The sequence below is a fragment of the Clostridium nigeriense genome (assembly GCF_900086595.1).
Lineage (GTDB): Bacteria > Bacillota > Clostridia > Clostridiales > Clostridiaceae > Clostridium > Clostridium nigeriense.
On the sequence record NZ_LT575472.1, the window covers coordinates 3122255 to 3139765 of the forward strand.

The window sequence follows — 17511 nt, forward strand, 5'->3', positions numbered from 1 at the left end:
CTCCTAAGCCTATATTCATTATATAAAATCAAAAATTTTTTTCATATTCATTTTTAGAAATACTGTAATATAGCACATTAACTTCTATATTATCTAATCTTTCTAACCTTTCTTTTTTTGTAAATTTATATTTGAAACCACATTTTTCATTAACCCTTTTAGAGTTATTATTAAAATCATAATGACCACACCAAATCAAATCCAACTTCATTTGAGTAAACCCATAATTAACCAATGCATTTACTGCTTCTGGAATATACTCTTTTCCCCAATATTTAGGATTGAGAACATATCCAATTTCTCTTTGTTCTAAATCTTTCAAAGAAACATCTGGTTTTCTCTTATGTAATCCTATCCCTCCAATTACTTTACCTTCTTCCTTTAAAACTATTGCATATGAATCATTGCACCTTATAAACCTCTTTATTATTTCTTTACTTTCATCTTCTGATTTATGCGGTTTCCATCCAGCGCTTGGACCAACTAATTTGCTTTGAGCATATTCATATAAATCACTACTATCACTAATATTCCAAGGCCTTATAACTAACCTATCAGTAATTGTCTCTTTCATTTTATTCCCCCTTTTATTCCTTTCTTCTTATTGAAAAAATATAAACTTCCTACAAAAATAAATACAAAACCTACTCTTCTTCTAATAATTGATAAACCATCCATTCAATATTCCCTCAAATATACCACTTAAGCCTATTAGTTTTTTATTGAAATTATAACATATATTGTCATAAGTATTATAATATTATATTATAAAAAAGAAATCTATAATCATCTTCTATAATCATAGATTTCTTTTTTTACATTTAACTTAACCCCATTAATTTTTATGACTTCATCACTTAACCACTCTAAATCTGCTTTTTTGCAATTATATTGCCAATAAATATTTTTAATTTCACCATTTCTGTTTTTCTCATATACTCTTCCCTCCACTATACCTACTCTTTGATGTACAATAGGATTAAAATTATTCATCACTTAAGATAAACTCTAAACTTCCTGAAAAATCTTTTTCTATGGAAATTTTATAAACCTTATTTTTATTATTGGAAAAATCTGCATTAAATTTTTGGCTCATAATTTCATTACCATAGGTATCAATAACATTTAGGCTAAACTCATCACTTTCCATATATATTTTAAATTCATCTCCAGCTTCTATAAAACTATTATCAGCATTAGAAACACCCCCTGAACTATGTTTTTTGTGAAATCCAATACTCTTAAAATTTTCTCCACTATTATTAGTAATTAACAAATTGTAAGACTCATTCTTTATAGAACATCCTACAATAAGAATTGATAATAAAATTACTAAGCTGAAAAATATGTTATTAATTTTTCTTTTCATAAATTATTCACCCCTAATATATTAATATTTTCTTTTAATGTGTACTATAATAAATAAAGGCTTTTATTTAAATAGGCTGTCCTTAGACAGCCTATTTTTTTACTTCAATATATTTTCATTCATATAGTTATACTCATACCAATGCTCAGTTAACACTCTTTTATTAGCCCAAATATTATAATATTCACTACTCACTAAACCATTTTTTCTTCCTTCACTAAGAGCTTCTTTTGCATCTAAGGAAAGAGTTGATAAATACCATAAATCTATTTCTGCTCTTTTTTCTATTAGCTTTATATTTTCTTTTGCTATGAAATTATCTATATTCATGTAATTTAATCCTATATAAATTGCCATAGCTGTAATTATAATAGGCTTAAATAAAACTTTTTCTCTCCATATAAAAACAAGAAGTAGTATTAGTGATACACATAGGAATAAGGTGAAAGCTTGAACTAATATTCTAAGTCTTGTATATCCAAATTCACCAATATATAAATTCATTTTATATATTGCAGATACCCCCATGTTTAAAGTTAAAATAGTAATTATACTATACATAGTATTTAAAATATTATTAGATTTTAAAGTCTTTATTTCTGTTTTTAATTTAATTGTCATTATAGTAACTAAATTTATAAATACTAAAAATACTAATTGAAAGAATCCTTTTCTTGCATACTCTGAAAAACTAAATCCTACTGGCAAAGTTTTATTTAAGTATAGATAGGATACTTGAATTTTTGTAAATACTAAATACACTAAGATTACTGACACCAATACTGTTATTATTGTTGTTGAATTAAAAGTCTTGTTAAGACTTTTATTATTTACCTTTATAACTTTAGTTGATGATAATCCATAATTTAATCCATAAATTAAAAACATAAGAATAATAGTTAATACAACTCTAATAATAAAATCATAGACATTCCTTATATTAATATAATCCCAAATATTTGATAAATAATAATTGAATACTTCATCTGCCCCTGAAAGTAACATTAATAAAACTATAATTAAAGGAACAGAAATAAACATACCTTTAATTACATATTTTATATATCCATTTTTCTTGTCTCCCTCTATATTCCCAAACCTTTCTTTAACTTCTACTGAAAGCTTTGAAGTGTTTTCTATAGATTGACCAACTATTAACTCTAAAAACGCCGTTATAAAAGTTGCTAGTTTAAATGGAATTTTATCGTAAGTTAATAATAAAAATCCTGAAAATAAACTAATGGGAATAATCACTAAATTTAATGTTCTAAATAGCTCATTAGTAAAAATACCATAGGTTATTGAAAGTACTAAGCTAGAAATCACAAAGAAAAATCCTAATATACTTCTATTTTTAATACCAACTATTTTAACAAAAGTTATAATAAGTAATAATATTATAATTGGAACTGAAATTCCATAATAATTAAATACAAAAATAGAAAATAATGCTCCTATAATTAATGATAAAGCTATAAGACTTATAGCCTTATTATTATTCATTTTTTCTTTTTCAAATTCTATAAAAGAATTTTTAACTTGAAATTTATTACTCATATTATATGCCTTTGCTAAAGACTCTACAGCAAAAGATTTGTAATTTAATGAACAGCACCTTCTTATTATCTTCCTTATTAACTCTTCTTCTACCTTATTTATATTAGATGTAAAAGTACAATCTTCAAATATTAAATCTTCATTTAATATTTTAATTTCTGAATTACTTCCATCTATAAAAATTAAGTTTATATTATAATTCTCTACCTTAATACTTTTATCATCTTTTATTAATTTTGCTGCTCCAATTTCTATATTATCCTTAGTCCATCTCTCAATACACTTTTCTGTGGTTTCTCCATCTCTCATCGCAATAACTGGTAGTCTATTTTTTTCTCTATTTAATAAAAGAATCTTATCTCCTTTCATTAAAACTAAAGATACAGCATTGACCATATTACACCTCCACTATATTTCACTATTCATTTACATATTCTAATATATCTCCTGGCTGACAATTAAGTTCTCTACAAATTGCCTCTAGAGTTGAAAATCTTATTGCTTTTGCTTTATTATTTTTTAATATAGAAAGATTTGCATTAGTTATTCCTACTTTTTCAGCTAACTCATTTAATGAAATTTTTCTCTTAGCCATCATAACATCTAAATTTACAACTATCTTCATGTTATTCTCCTTATCATATAGTTAAATCATTTTCTTCTTTAAAGGATACAGCTCTATCAAATACCTTAGCTAAAATATATATAAAGGCAGATGCAAACAAGAAAATAAACACTTCCATATCTGTATGAATTCCCATATTATCTACATAAATAAACTTAAATGCTTTAAAATTAGAATTTAAAACTAAATTTAATAAATAACACATAGATATTATTAAGCATGATATAGATATCTTCTTAAAAGCTACTGCATTAGATCTAACAAATGGATCTCCTTTAATTAAAGTATTAATTATTCCTTTTAACTTAAAAACTATATAAAATAAATTTCCAATTCCTACTACTAACAGTATCGTTATTAGCCCTTTATCAATTATTATATCTTGTATTCCTCTTTTAATAAAAGTGTCATAGACAAGTATCACTGTAAGAATTATCCCAAAAATAATACTAATATTAAGAATAATTGATAATATCTTAGATAACTTTTTCTCATCCTTTAGTTCCATAAACTCCCTCCTATCATTTAATTATATATTATCATTCAATTTAATCTTTTTCAAGATATTTTTATCGAAAAACAATATATTTTTATTGAAATATTAAAATACCATAGAGAAAATCTCTATGGTATTTTATCAATTAGCATTACTATATTTACATTCCTCTTCTTCAGATAGGTTACAAAATTTTCTCTCCCTTGAAACCAAAGCTTTTACAAAATCAGTATTAGGATTTTTTAGCATCTCTTTAGGAGATGAATATTGCTCTATTTTTCCCTCATTCATAACAAGAACTTTCGTTCCTAATTTAACTGCCTCTGCAATATCATGAGTAACAAATACTATTGTTATTCCTGTTCTATTATGAATATCTAAAATTTCTTCTTGAAGCTGACCTCTTGTAATTTCATCTACTGCTCCAAAAGGTTCATCCATTAATAGAATATCAGGGGATGCAGCTAAAGCTCTTGCAATTCCTACTCTTTGTTGTTGCCCACCAGACAACTCATCTGGGTATCTTTCAAGCATATCTTCTTCTAAACCCACTATAGATATCCATTTCTTAACAGCTTCCTTAGTTTTTTCTTTATTTTTCTTATTTAATAAATTAGGAACGTAAGAAATATTTTCTTCAATAGTCATATGTGGAAATAAAACTCCTCCTTGAATTGCATACCCTATATTTCTTCGGAGATCTATTATATTTTCTTCATTTATATTTCTATTTTTAATAAATATATTTCCATACTCAGGCTCGATTAATCCATTAATCATCTTCAATATTGTAGTTTTCCCACATCCTGAACTACCTATAATAGTAAGAAACTCTCCCTTTTCAATAGATAAATTAAAATTTTCTATTATAGTTTTTTCTCCATAGCTCTTCTTGACATCATCAAATCTAATTATCTCTTCCATCTCATAACCTCCTATTCTATAATACCTTTATCTAAAATATATTCTCTAGCAACATCTTCAGGAGATTTACCTTCTGTTTCAACTTGATAATTTAGATAAGCCATAGTGCTATCATCTAAAATTCCTTCTATATCATTTAAAACTTTATTTAATTCAGGATATTCTTCTAACACTTCTGCTCTTATAACCATAACTGCCATTGCAGATGAGAAAAATTGCTTATTATCTTCTAACACTACAACATCAGAAACAGAAAGTTGTCCATCTGTAGTGAAAATGTTCATTACATCTACTTTTCCTTCATTTATAGCAGAATACTTTAATCCAATATCTAAATCTATAGTATTCTTAAACTTAAATCCGTAAGTGTCTACAAAGCTATCATACCCATCAGGTCTTTCATAAAAATCATATTCAGCTCCAAAAGTCAAATCATTAGATACTCTTGCTAAATCCGAATATGTTTTTAAATTATATTTATCAGCTATTTCTTTTCTTACAGCTAGTCCATAAGAATCGTTGAACCCAAATATTCCTTCCCATACAAAATTATATTTTTCTAAATAGTCTTTTTTCAATTCTTCATACATTGATTCATCATATACTCCCTCACGCTTTAGGACCATATTCCATCCTGTTGAAGTATATTCGGGATACATATCAAATTCTTTATTTTCCATTCCAGGCATTATATTAGATGTCCCTCCACCTACACCTTGAGTTATATTTACTTCTAAATCTGTTCCATTTTCAATTATCTGCTTTAGCATAGAGCCTATTATATACTGTTCTGTCATAGGCTTTGTTGCAATATTTATCACTTTTGAATAACCTTTTTTAGTAAACATTCTTCCAACTAAAGGAATAAACATAATTAATATTAGTACTAAAGCTATCCATTTTAAGTTATTATTTTTTCTATTATTTTTTAATCCTCTAGTTAAAATACTTAATATGAAATCAACTACTATTGCTAATATAGCAATAAGTAAACTTCCCGCTATAGTTAATGCTGTATTATTAGTAGTTATTCCTCTATAAATAGCAACTCCAAGACCTCCTGCACCAATGAAAGATGCAATACCTGCTAAAGCTATAGTCATAGTTGCCATACTACGCAAACCAGTTAAAATAACCGGCATGGCTAAAGGAAGTTTTATTTTATATAATATTTGAAAATTAGTGCTTCCCATCCCCTCTGCTGCTTCTAGTACCTTTTTATCTACATTCGTTATACCTGTATGAGTATTACGTACCATTGGTAATAAAGCATAAATAGTTAATGCTATAATAGCAGTAGTATTTCCTATTCCAGATAAAGGAATTAAAAAACCTAATAATGATATTGATGGAATTGTATAAATAAAATTTATTATTCCAAGAACTAATTTTGAACTTTTTTCATATTCACTAATTAGAATTCCTAAAAGTAATCCTATAATAGTTGCAATAAATATTGAGATTAAAGATATTTGTAAATGTTCTAATAAAAGATTTATAAAAAATCCTTTCTTATCTATTAACTGAAACATAATATCTTTAATCAATTGAAGCGTCTCTCCTATTATTTTTTAATAAATTATTATTTGATATTTCTACCTTACTTAAATATTTTTCTAAATTCATAACATTTCCTCTCTTATCTCAATTAATTTAATTGTATGCAATTAATTATATTATAATGTTATCCTTATTAGAAAAATTTGTTAAGTAGGTACTTTTTAGTATCATAGTATCTTAAATGATACTGATAATCAAAATCTACCTTACAATTTTCTTTACTAATGCTCCTATTCCAACCCCCATCATTAAAACACCTATTAACATTTCAATATTACTTAACATATAAGATCTTGGAGAAGGTTGTGCTTCATTAAGACCTACACCTGCAAACATTCCAGTACTTAAATTTAAAGCTTCATTATAATCTTTAAGAAATTGTTTTATGTTTAATACATTGTTAATATTATTGCTATATGTAATAATTTCCTCATCTACCTTTATTCCAAAAAACAAATATAAAATTGAAAATAATAATATTATAAATAAAGAAAAATAAATGGCATAAACAGGTCTCTCTCCATATCCGCAAGTTAACAATCCTATGGTAGATGAAATTTTAGGCAATGGTTTAAGAACTTTTCTCTGAGTTTTTCTACATAAAAAATAGTATTCTCCAAAATTATTATTTAAATTATTGTCCTTAAATTTATCTGCAATATTCTCATAAACTGTATAGATACCTTCATATTCATCTCTTGTCTTTTTTCTAAATTGAATTTTATCTATAAATGTCTTTTCATCCATCTTACTTTTATATTTATCCCTGAACTCTAAATCTTCTATATATGTATTTACTATTTTCATTCCTGATAAATCTGTATCAGAAATTATAATCATATCTAAATTTGAATCGAATATCATTCCATTACTCATATCGCTTAATTCAAAATTAGTATTCTTTAAACTACAACTATTAAAAATAATATATTCAATAGTGCAATTTATAAACTTTGCATATATACTACAATTATTAAATTCACAAGAGAAATTATCCTCTTTATTTAAATTTGGCTTTTCATCACTATCTTTTTTAATAAAAACACAGTCCTGAAATACTGTTCCTCCACCCATAAAGTCACAATTTTCAAAGTAACAACCTACAAACCTACAGTTAGTAAATTTGACACTAGAAAATCTACATTTAATAAACTTAGCACAAATTATATCTAAGTCCTTAAATTCTTGGAACTCATCTTCTTTCTTTGGATGACCTCCACCTAAAACTAACTCTTTATGCTCTTTAAAACTATATTTTTCATTTGGAATATATTCTGAATATACATCCTTACTTTCTAATAAATTTTCAAATATCTTTTTATTATTACTTCTTCTTTTTTGAAACTGTATTTTAGCTACAGAAACTTCTTCTTTAAAATTAATATAGGCCATAGTTATTCTCCTTTAAATCACTTTACCTATATTATTTACAGTTTTTTATTATAAATTCCAAGCTTCCTTTAATAAAATAATGGCTTTCTCCATTTCTTCATTTTTTAAACTTGCATAGCCTAAGAAAACAGTACTTTTGTCATTTGAACTATTGAAATAAGAGTTAGACAAACCTAAAATTCTTATTTTCTTTTCTTCAGCAGCTTTAATAAGGTCTAACTCACTCATTCCATTATTAACCTTTAGCAGTAAATGAAGTCCTGAATTAGTTCCTATAATCTCCGTTTTAGGTAAATATTTCTTTATCAATGTAACTAAAAACTCTCTCTTTTTCTTGTATATATTTCTCATTCTATTTAAATGTCTTTCAAAATAACCTTCATTAATAAATTTCAGTAAAGCTTGCTGAGAAAACCTTGAAACTGTACATGCTAAAAAACTGAAATCTTTTTTATAAATTTTCATTAACTCATCTGGTAATATCATATATGCAATTCTTATAGATGGAAAAAAGCATTTTGAAAATGTTCCTAAATAAATTATTTTTCCTTTACTATCTAAGCTTTGTAATGCTGGTATGGGCTTTCCTTCAAACCTAAATTCACTATCATAATCATCTTCGATTATGTATCTTCCCTTTTTCTCTTCAGCCCAGTTTAAAAGATTTAGTCTCCTGTTTACTGGCATAATAACCCCTGTTGGAAATTGATGGGATGGAGTTATATGAACTACTTCAACATTATTAACATTTAAATTTTCTATCTTAATACCTTGTTCATCTATTGGAATTGCCTTTGAATCTATACCATTTAACTTTAATATTTTTCTTATCTTATAATACCCGGGATTTTCTATTCCATAAGTTTTATCTCTACCAATTATGTTTATTAAAACTTGAATTAAATATTCACTTCCTGAACCTATAACTAAGTTATCTACACTGGCATTAACCCCTCTTGAGAATTTCAAATAATTCAATATAGATTCTCTTAAGTCTATATCTCCTTGAGAATGCCCAATTTGCAATAGGTCTTTATTTTCTTCATTAATAATATCCTTATTTATTTTTCTCCATATAGAATAAGGAAAGCTCTCTAAATCTACTCTGCTCGAATAAAATTCATACTTATATTGTTTTTTTAACTTTGATTTTTCTTTTTTATCTTCCCTAGCATTATTTATTTTCACAACTCCTTGAAGTTTTGAAACAAAATATCCCTTCTTAGGAATAGAAATTATATATCCTTCTGCCTTTAATTGCTCATAGGCTGCTTCTATAGTATTTTGACTAACCCCTAAATGCTTAGATAATTTTCTCTTTGATGGTAATTTACTATTAGCTTCTAATTTTCCCCCTTGAATTTCTACCTTTATAAAATTATAAAGTTGAATATATTGTGGAACATTACTTTTAGAATCTAGATTTATTGTTAATATATCCATTTTATCACCCAATCTGATACCATAAAATTTATTAAAACTGATACTTATCAAAGTTTCAGTTTATGTATATAATATTATCAATGGTAATATTAAGAAGTCAATGATAGTAAGGAGTTTTAGTATGAATTTATTACATCCAATTTGGGCAGAAATTAATTTAAATAACTTAATAAATAATATTGAGGAAATAAAGAAAAAATCTCATAGCAGTGAAATAATTGGAGTTGTAAAAGCTAATGCTTATGGTCATGGAGCTGTTGAAATTTCTAAAACTTTACTAAGTTGTAATATAAAAAAACTTGCAGTTGCAAATATTGTGGAAGCTATAGAACTTAGAGAAAATAATATTGATACTCCCATAATGCTTCTTGGAATAAGTGAAGATTATGCAATTGATTCATTAATAAAATATAAAGTTGAACCAACAATTTCGACTTTAGAATTTGCAAATAAATTGAATTCTAGAGCTATTGAAATGAATGAAAAAGTAAAAGTTCATATTGCTATAGATTCTGGAATGGGTAGAATAGGCTTTAGAAATACAGACAATGATATTAATGATATAGTTAATATTTCTAAGTTGAGCAATTTAAAAATTGAAAGCATTTTTTCTCACTTTTCAACAGCTGATTCAAAGGATAAAAGTTATTCTAATAAACAGATGGATATTTATAATTCAATAATAAATAAATTAAAAGAAAAAAATGTATCTATAGAAAAGAAGAACTTTTCTAATAGTGCAGCTATAATAGATATTCCAGAAAGCCATTATAACTATGTTAGACCTGGAATAATACAATATGGTTATTATCCTTCTAACGAAGTTAATACTGTGGATTTTAATATTAAGCCTGTTTTAACTTGGAAAACTAGAATAATTCATCTTAAAGAAGTGGATGAAAATGAATATATTGGATACGGGAAAAATTATAAGACAAATAGAAAAACTGTAGTTGCTACATTGCCTGTTGGATATGCAGACGGATACTCAAGAGGTCTTTCTAATAAAGGAAAAGTTATAATTAATGGTAAATTAGCTCCTATAATAGGAAACGTATGTATGGATCAATTTATGATTGATGTTACTGATATAGAAGGCGTTAAAGCCTTTGATGAAGTTATTCTTTTAGGTTCTGATGGTGATGTAAAGTTTGATGCAGAAGACATGGCAGAAATACTAAATACTATTAGTTATGAAGTTCTTTGTCTAATAGGAAGAAGAGCTCCTAGAGTATATATTAAAGATAATAAAATACTAGATATTAAATACCTTATGTAAAAAATGCGAACATTTTTACAATGGATAATTGATAATGCATAATGCATTATCAATTATCCATTATCAATATATAAGATTGCTTCGCAATCTTATATATACTTCTTTCTTATAAAATAGAACATTTCTATTACTATTATTCCTATTGTAAAAATCATTGATAAAATAAATCCATATCTATTTTGTAATAATGGCATGCTTTCGAAATTCATTCCAAAGATCCCTGATATTATTGTAAGTGGTAGTGATAAGACTGTTATTATAGTTAATAATTGCATTGTCTTATTCATTTTGTTAGATAGCTCTGAATTATACACATCTATACATGAAAAAATTGAGGATTCAATATTTTCTACTAAACTTATAGTATTATCCAAGACTAATAGAACCTTATTATATGTATCTAATTTGCCAAGTTCATCATCTAAATAAGTTATCATTGATTTATAGTAGGTTGTATATCTTTTTATTAATGATACTGATTTTTTAATTTCTAATATTTCTTTATTATCTGCTTCTCCTTCATAAACTGCACTTTGAAATAAGTCATCTACTTTTTCTTCTAGCTCTAACAGCTCTTCATTATACATATAAGAAAAATATTGAAATAGAAATAGGCATACCATGTATTTATCTATTTTATCATGTAATGTTATTTTTTCTTGTAAGAATTCAATTAAAGTATCATTCTTATAATTTACTATAAATTTTGATTCATCTATTATTGCCTCTATTACTATTTTTTCACCTTCAACTAAAATAGGTATTCTCAATAATATCATATCTTTATTTTTTATCACTATATCTTTATGAATATTATTAAACTTCTTATCTTCTATCTTTTTTATATTATTTGAGTTATATAGGTATCCAACAACATCTTTTTGGTTTTCATCTATATCATTACTCTCTATTATGCTACCATTTGATAATATTAAAGTTATCATTTTCCCTCACCCCTTATAAAAAATCCTACTTATATTATAAAGGAATAAAATATTTTCTCATAATCAAAAATAAAAAGTTAAGAATTTTATAATTAGATACTTAACTTTTTATTTTTATATCTTATTCAATTTTAAACTAATTTTACTTTATAATATTTTAACCAGTTATTAATTTGAATCAAATATGCAATCATTTGAGGTCCTGTCATAAGCTGTCCAAACCATGGTGTTTTATATGAAGTTCCTTTTGTATCAACTATTTCCTTAATTTTATTTTTATCTATTATATCTAAAATAGGTGATGTCTTATTTTCTAATATTTCATTCATTATATTACAAACATAATCTGTATATATTGGATTATGTGTCTTTGGATAAGGACTCTTCTTTCTGTATATTATATCTTCTGGCAATATTCCTTCTAAGGATTTTCTTAGTAGCCCTTTTTCTCTTCCATTTAAAATCTTTATATTTGATGGAATATTGAATGCATATTCTACTATTTTATAATCAGCAAAAGGTACTCTCACTTCTAAACTATTTGCCATACTCATTCTATCTTTTCTATTTAGCAAATTTACCATAAACCATCTTAAGTTTAAATAAAATAATTCTCTCATTCTATATTCTTTAGGACTTTCTCTATCTAAATGTGGAACTTCTTTTAAAGTATCCATATAAGCTGAATTAGCTGCTTCTTCTATTTTTAAGTTTTTTAATTCAGGACTTAATATTTCTTTTCTATCATTTACAAATCTCGACCAAGGAAAAGTTTTAGAATTTATCATTTCTTCATTAGTAAACCATGGATATCCGGCAAACAACTCATCTGCACATTCACCTGATAATGCAACTACAAAATCCTTTTTAACTTCTTTACAAAATAAATATAGTGAAGAATCCACATCTGCCATTCCCGGTAAGTCTCTTCCTATTAGTGCATTATCTAAAGCAGTTACTAACTCTTTATGATCTAGAACTACAGTCCTATGATCACTCCCTATATACTTAGCCATTATCTCTGCATAGTGCTGATCAGATGTTGGCTGAAATAATGATGATTTAAAATATTTATCATTGTCTTCATAATCTATTGAATAAGTAGTTAATATTTTATTTTTATTTTTATATTCCTGTGCTGCAATAGCAGAAATTGCTGAAGAATCTAGTCCTCCTGATAAAAAAGTACAAAGTGGTACATCACCTACTAGTTGTCTTTTTATAGAATCCACAAGAAGCTCTCTTACATGTTCAACTGCTTCCTCTTCACTTTCTTTAAAATCTTCTGCTTTAAGCTTCCAGTACATATCCTTTTTTATTCCATCTTCATTAACAATTATATATTGTGCTGGCTTAACTTCTTCTATATCCTTGTATAATGTTTTACCTGGAGTAATAGCAGGTCCTAGTGCAAACAATTCTGTTAATCCATCATTATCTACAATTGGCTCAACATATGGATGTTTTAATAATGCTTTAATTTCTGACCCAAATATAAAAGTATCATTTTTATAGCTAAAAAATAATGGTTTAACTCCCATAGCATCTCTTGCTAAAACAACTCGTCTTTTATCTTCATCATAAATAGCAAATGCAAAAATTCCATTAAATTTAGAAATAGCCTCTATTCCCCATCTTATATATGATAAAAGTAAAACTTCTGTATCTGAATATCCTTCAAATTTATATCCATCATTTATTAGTTCTTTTCTTAAATCCTCAGTATTATATAATTCTCCATTATATACTAAAACATATTCTTTTCCATTAACCGACCTTTTCATAGGTTGACTACCACCTTCTGGATCAACAACTATTAGTCTTCTATGTCCAAACATAATATTATTAGATACATACATTCCTTCTGAATTTGGTCCTCTATTAATTAAAGTATCAGTCATATCTTTTAAAATCTTATTTTCTTCTCTTATATTTTTATTAAAATTAATAAATCCTGTTATTCCACACATAATTATCCTTCCTTCTTTGTTAACCTATATTTATAGTTATATGAGTATCTTTTGACAATCGTGATTTAATAATACTCATTTAGGAATTTTTTATGAAAAGTATGCTATATAAATATCATAATTTAATATAAAAAAATCCACTTATGAAATTCTCATAAGTGGATTTTTACTTATATTTTAACTTGGAAGGAATTCTTATTTATTATATTAATTTAAACTTTCTATAGCTTCATCAATCATTTTGCTACATATTCCTATTTGCTTCTTATCCTCTTCTGTTATTGATGCTAGTGGTTTTCTAACTCCACCAATATCTACTCCTCTACCTCTAAGAATTTCTTTCATAACTCCATAAAGATTTCCGTGACAAGCACACATTGCATATATAATTCTATCAATTTTATATTGTATTTCTTTTGCTTTATTAAAATTTCCTTCATTTAAAGCTTTGTCTGCTGCAAGGAATAACTCTGGCATTACGGCATAAGTTCCACCAATACCTCCATCAGCGCCCATTATGCGTCCAGCAACAAACTGCTCATCAGGTCCATTAAATACCACACTATTATCACCTAATACATCTTTAAACATTTGTATATCTTGTACTGGCATAGATGAATTTTTAACACCTATCACCCTAGGGTTCTTTAACATTTCTTTATATAGATTCATTCCTAAACTAACTCCTGCTAATTGTGGAATGTTGTATATAATAAAATCAGTATTTGGTGCAGCTTTACTTATATCATTCCAATATTCTGCAATGGCATGGTCAGGTAAATGAAAGTAAATAGGTGGAATTGAAGCTATTGCATCAACGCCTAAACTTTCTGCATGTGCAGCTAACTCCTCACTATCTGAAGTATTGTTACATGCAACATGAGCTATTACAGTTATTTTTCCTTTTGCAACCTTCATTACATTTTCTAATGTTACTTTTCTCTCTTCTTTACTTTGATATATACATTCTCCTGAAGAACCACAAACATAAAGTCCTTTTACACCTTTATCTATTAAATATTGTGTAAACATTTGTGTACGCTCTGGACTTACTTTCCCTTCTTCATCATAACAAGCATAAAAAGCTGGTATTATTCCTTTATATTTTTCTAAATTTCTCATATATTTTCTCCTTAATATTTTTCTACTAATCCTAGTTAGATATAGGCTGCTTTAACTCATTAATTGAAAATGTTTCATATTTTAATATATTTTTAAGATGCAGCTCATTACGAGACCAAGAATCATATTTTTCATATAATAATCCAATATCTCCATTAGGTAATTCTGTAAGACAAGAATATGAATATCCCATATTTGCACTATCTACTGAATAACAATACTTCCATTCAACAGTATACTTATTAACTCCTGAATTACCTGTGTCATTAATAAGTCCTATCCATATTTTCCCATTCCTACGTGCGCTCGTTGAATCTGGTGCTGATAGAATAATTGCTTCTTTTCCATCAATCAATCCAGAATAGTTAATAACTGATAGTTGAGTTCCATATGAAGTAGTATGCATATTAGGCACAGTTACTCTTTCACTCCAGGTTTCTCCCCCATTTATACTAGTAACTTCTGCTATAACTCCTGATCCTGTACGTAAATATGATTTAAGAGATCCATCTGGCATCTCAACAATTTGCGCTTCAGCTGTAGATCCTGTATTTCTATTATCAGCTGCTACATAATTCCAAGATGATCCATGATCATCACTATACATAAATCCTAATTCAGCATATGAACTTGAATATACTGGTACAATTAATCTACCTTTATATTGTCCCTTTGAAATTTGTTTTCCTACACCTGGTCCTAAAACTAAGAACTTGGAGTTCTCCGGTTTAAAACTACTTACAATATTTAAATTAGACCAAGTTTCGCCTTCATCATCACTATATTTCATTGCTAAGTATGTTGTTGGAAAAACTTTAAACAAAGAATCTTTATAAAATACATTCATGTTAACATCTACATTTGTAGCTGTTTCTAAAAGTGTAGTACCACTAAAATTATAATCATATTGCTTACAAAATAGTGCTACTCCATTTTTATATAAGTTGTACTCTCCGTCTATTTTATACTCTGTAGGTAGGTTAGTTACATCATTATATATTACTCCATTTTCACGAATGGAATAATTATAAGTTGAACTTCCGTCCTGATGCCATCTTAGTTTCATATATTTTTTACCAGCAATATCTTTATAACCAGAACCTGTTGATGCATTAGAGCTTCCGATTCCTGCCGGCATAGCATCTGCAAAAATGAATAACCTCTTAGTTTCCTTATCTTCTAAAAGAACTGGATCAATAAAAGATGCACTACCTTGAATTTGAACATTTTTGCCTACAGAATCACGTGGCCATTCAATATTCTTTGCAACATAATCATTAAATTGTAATGGTATGGTTGGATTTAACCATGTTATTCCCCCATCCTTACTCTTTGAAAATGCAATATCTATATTACTTTTAGAGTCATGTGTACCACCATACCTAGCATCAGCTGCTGATACAACTGTTCCTGAACTTAGAGATAATAATGATGGTATTCTGAAATAATTAGATTTAGTGCTATCACCTGCATAGAAAATATTTTTCCCATAGGATGTTATTCCTGTTTCATTTTTTAGTACATCATCAGTTAATATCTCATTATAAATCTTAACACTTCCAATTGTTCCACCAAATGGATATGCTATGACTCCATCTCTAAGGGTTCCACCTAACATAATATTATTTACACCTGTAATATCATTTATAAATTTATATACATCTACACTTAAAGTTGCAAGTAATTCACCATTAGCAAATATTTTATATTGCTTAGTACTTGGATCTGCCTTTAATGCAATTGTATTGAATACAAGATTATTTTTATAAATGGATCTTACAGCTGCAGGTCTACCTAATGTATACTTCAATACACTATCAGTATTTCTAAGCTCCATGCCTACTTCACCTGTGTTAGTAATGTAAATATGAAAATGTCTATCTCGGTTTCCGCTGGTTCCATTACCAATACTTATTAAAGATTGTACACTATTGCTGCTTGTTGATTTATATGAAACAAGGATTGTACCTTTTTCTAAGGCCTTTACATATTCAGCCCCCACCTCTTGGCTTAAATCATATCCTTTACCTTCTGTAATATTAATATTATTTTTTTCAATAATTAATCCACTTGGAATACTAGAATTATTTGTTGCTTCAATTAATTCATTATCAGTTAAGTTTAAATTATATATACTTAATTTATTAATAGTTCCCACAAATGGATATGCTATATTTTTTTGTCTAATAGTTCCGCCAAGAGAAATATTATCTGCACCTAAAATATCATTAAAGAACTTAAAGTTATTTTTTGATATTGTTGATACAAGCTTACCATTTGCAAATAACTTATACTCTTTTGAAATTTTATCTCCTTTAAAAGCTATAATATTCTCTTTTCCAACACTTAAAACATTTGGTACATTCATTGTGTATTTAAAATCCGCATCAGTGTTTCTAAGTTCCATTCCTAAGCTACCATCAGGAGTCATATAAATATGAAAATGCCTATCTTGATTACCAGTAGTTGAATTTGAAACACTAAATAATGATTGATATTGGTTATTACTATTAGATTTAAACTTAATAATTATTGTACCTTCTGTCATACTTAAAATTGATGTAGCTGCAGCTTCTTTAGTTAAATCAAAAACTGTTCCACTTAAAATTTCTACATTTTCTTTTTCTAACATTGGAGCACTTAAACTTTGTACCAAATTGAAAGGTTCAGTTGCTATATTTTTTGTACTTTCTATATTATATTTTTTTGCACTATATTCTGCTGTAGTTTGACTTGATGCACTATGAGTAGGTAAAGAAGTAATAGCTAATGTTGTTAGAACAATAGTAGATATTGATCTTTTTATTAAATTATACATAATCTTCTCCTC

The 17511-nt window shown here is 26.9% G+C and carries 15 protein-coding genes; 1 reads left to right on the top strand and 14 read right to left on the bottom strand.

What is annotated here, in order from left to right; translation table 11 throughout:
• Positions 1-28 precede the first annotated feature (28 nt).
• The 10 genes from BN6774_RS14665 to pdxR all read right to left on the bottom strand — a co-directional run bounded on the left by BN6774_RS14665 (position 29) and on the right by pdxR (position 9366).
• A complete protein-coding gene (locus tag BN6774_RS14665) occupies positions 29-574 on the bottom strand; it encodes a GNAT family N-acetyltransferase (RefSeq protein WP_066895077.1) in 546 nt (181 codons plus the stop codon).
• 212 nt (positions 575-786) lie between these two features.
• A complete protein-coding gene (locus BN6774_RS14670; protein WP_066895079.1) occupies positions 787-993 on the bottom strand; it encodes a DUF5412 family protein in 207 nt (68 codons plus the stop codon).
• Positions 986-1369 carry a fimbrillin family protein gene (locus BN6774_RS14675; protein ID WP_066895081.1) on the bottom strand — a complete coding sequence of 128 codons (384 nt, stop codon included), beginning with the start codon at positions 1367-1369 and terminating at the stop codon, positions 986-988. Before BN6774_RS14675 ends, BN6774_RS14670 begins: the two co-directional genes overlap by 8 nt.
• Before the next feature lie 99 nt (positions 1370-1468).
• Positions 1469-3322: a DUF4153 domain-containing protein gene (locus tag BN6774_RS14680; RefSeq protein ID WP_084767055.1), complete on the bottom strand. Its 1854-nt coding sequence runs from the start codon at positions 3320-3322 to the stop codon at positions 1469-1471.
• 22 nt (positions 3323-3344) lie between these two features.
• The gene (locus BN6774_RS14685; RefSeq protein WP_066895083.1) at positions 3345-3551 is read right to left on the bottom strand and encodes a helix-turn-helix domain-containing protein; all 207 of its coding nucleotides are present in this window, start codon (positions 3549-3551) and stop codon (positions 3345-3347) included.
• Positions 3552-3564: 13 nt separating this feature from the next.
• Complete coding sequence (locus tag BN6774_RS14690) at positions 3565-4059, bottom strand: DUF2975 domain-containing protein (protein ID WP_066895085.1); 495 nt, start codon at positions 4057-4059, stop codon at positions 3565-3567.
• Positions 4060-4188: 129 nt separating this feature from the next.
• A complete protein-coding gene (locus BN6774_RS14695; RefSeq protein WP_066895087.1) occupies positions 4189-4971 on the bottom strand; it encodes an ATP-binding cassette domain-containing protein in 783 nt (260 codons plus the stop codon).
• A gap of 11 nt (positions 4972-4982) precedes the next feature.
• A complete protein-coding gene (locus BN6774_RS14700) occupies positions 4983-6518 on the bottom strand; it encodes an ABC transporter permease/substrate-binding protein (protein ID WP_066895089.1) in 1536 nt (511 codons plus the stop codon).
• Between the two features lie 214 nt (positions 6519-6732).
• A complete protein-coding gene (locus BN6774_RS14705; protein WP_066895091.1) occupies positions 6733-7923 on the bottom strand; it encodes a pentapeptide repeat-containing protein in 1191 nt (396 codons plus the stop codon).
• Between the two features lie 48 nt (positions 7924-7971).
• Entirely contained in the window at positions 7972-9366 is a 1395-nt protein-coding gene (pdxR, locus tag BN6774_RS14710; RefSeq protein ID WP_066895093.1) for a MocR-like pyridoxine biosynthesis transcription factor PdxR, read from the bottom strand.
• Positions 9367-9487: 121 nt separating this feature from the next.
• Between pdxR and alr the strand changes: the two genes are divergently transcribed.
• Positions 9488-10645, top strand: a complete 1158-nt coding sequence (gene alr / locus BN6774_RS14715) for an alanine racemase (protein ID WP_066895095.1) — start codon at positions 9488-9490, stop codon at positions 10643-10645.
• A gap of 89 nt (positions 10646-10734) precedes the next feature.
• On the opposite strand, the gene BN6774_RS14720 is transcribed toward alr, so the two are convergent.
• From BN6774_RS14720 to BN6774_RS14735, 4 genes are all read right to left on the bottom strand, one after another.
• Entirely contained in the window at positions 10735-11589 is an 855-nt protein-coding gene (locus BN6774_RS14720) for a magnesium transporter CorA family protein (protein WP_066895097.1), read from the bottom strand.
• Between the two features lie 131 nt (positions 11590-11720).
• Complete coding sequence (asnB, locus tag BN6774_RS14725) at positions 11721-13559, bottom strand: asparagine synthase (glutamine-hydrolyzing) (RefSeq protein WP_066895099.1); 1839 nt, start codon at positions 13557-13559, stop codon at positions 11721-11723.
• 207 nt (positions 13560-13766) lie between these two features.
• Entirely contained in the window at positions 13767-14681 is a 915-nt protein-coding gene (locus BN6774_RS14730; protein WP_066895101.1) for a dihydrodipicolinate synthase family protein, read from the bottom strand.
• A gap of 31 nt (positions 14682-14712) precedes the next feature.
• The gene (locus BN6774_RS14735) at positions 14713-17499 is read right to left on the bottom strand and encodes a sialidase domain-containing protein (RefSeq protein ID WP_207644579.1); all 2787 of its coding nucleotides are present in this window, start codon (positions 17497-17499) and stop codon (positions 14713-14715) included.
• Positions 17500-17511 lie beyond the last annotated feature (12 nt).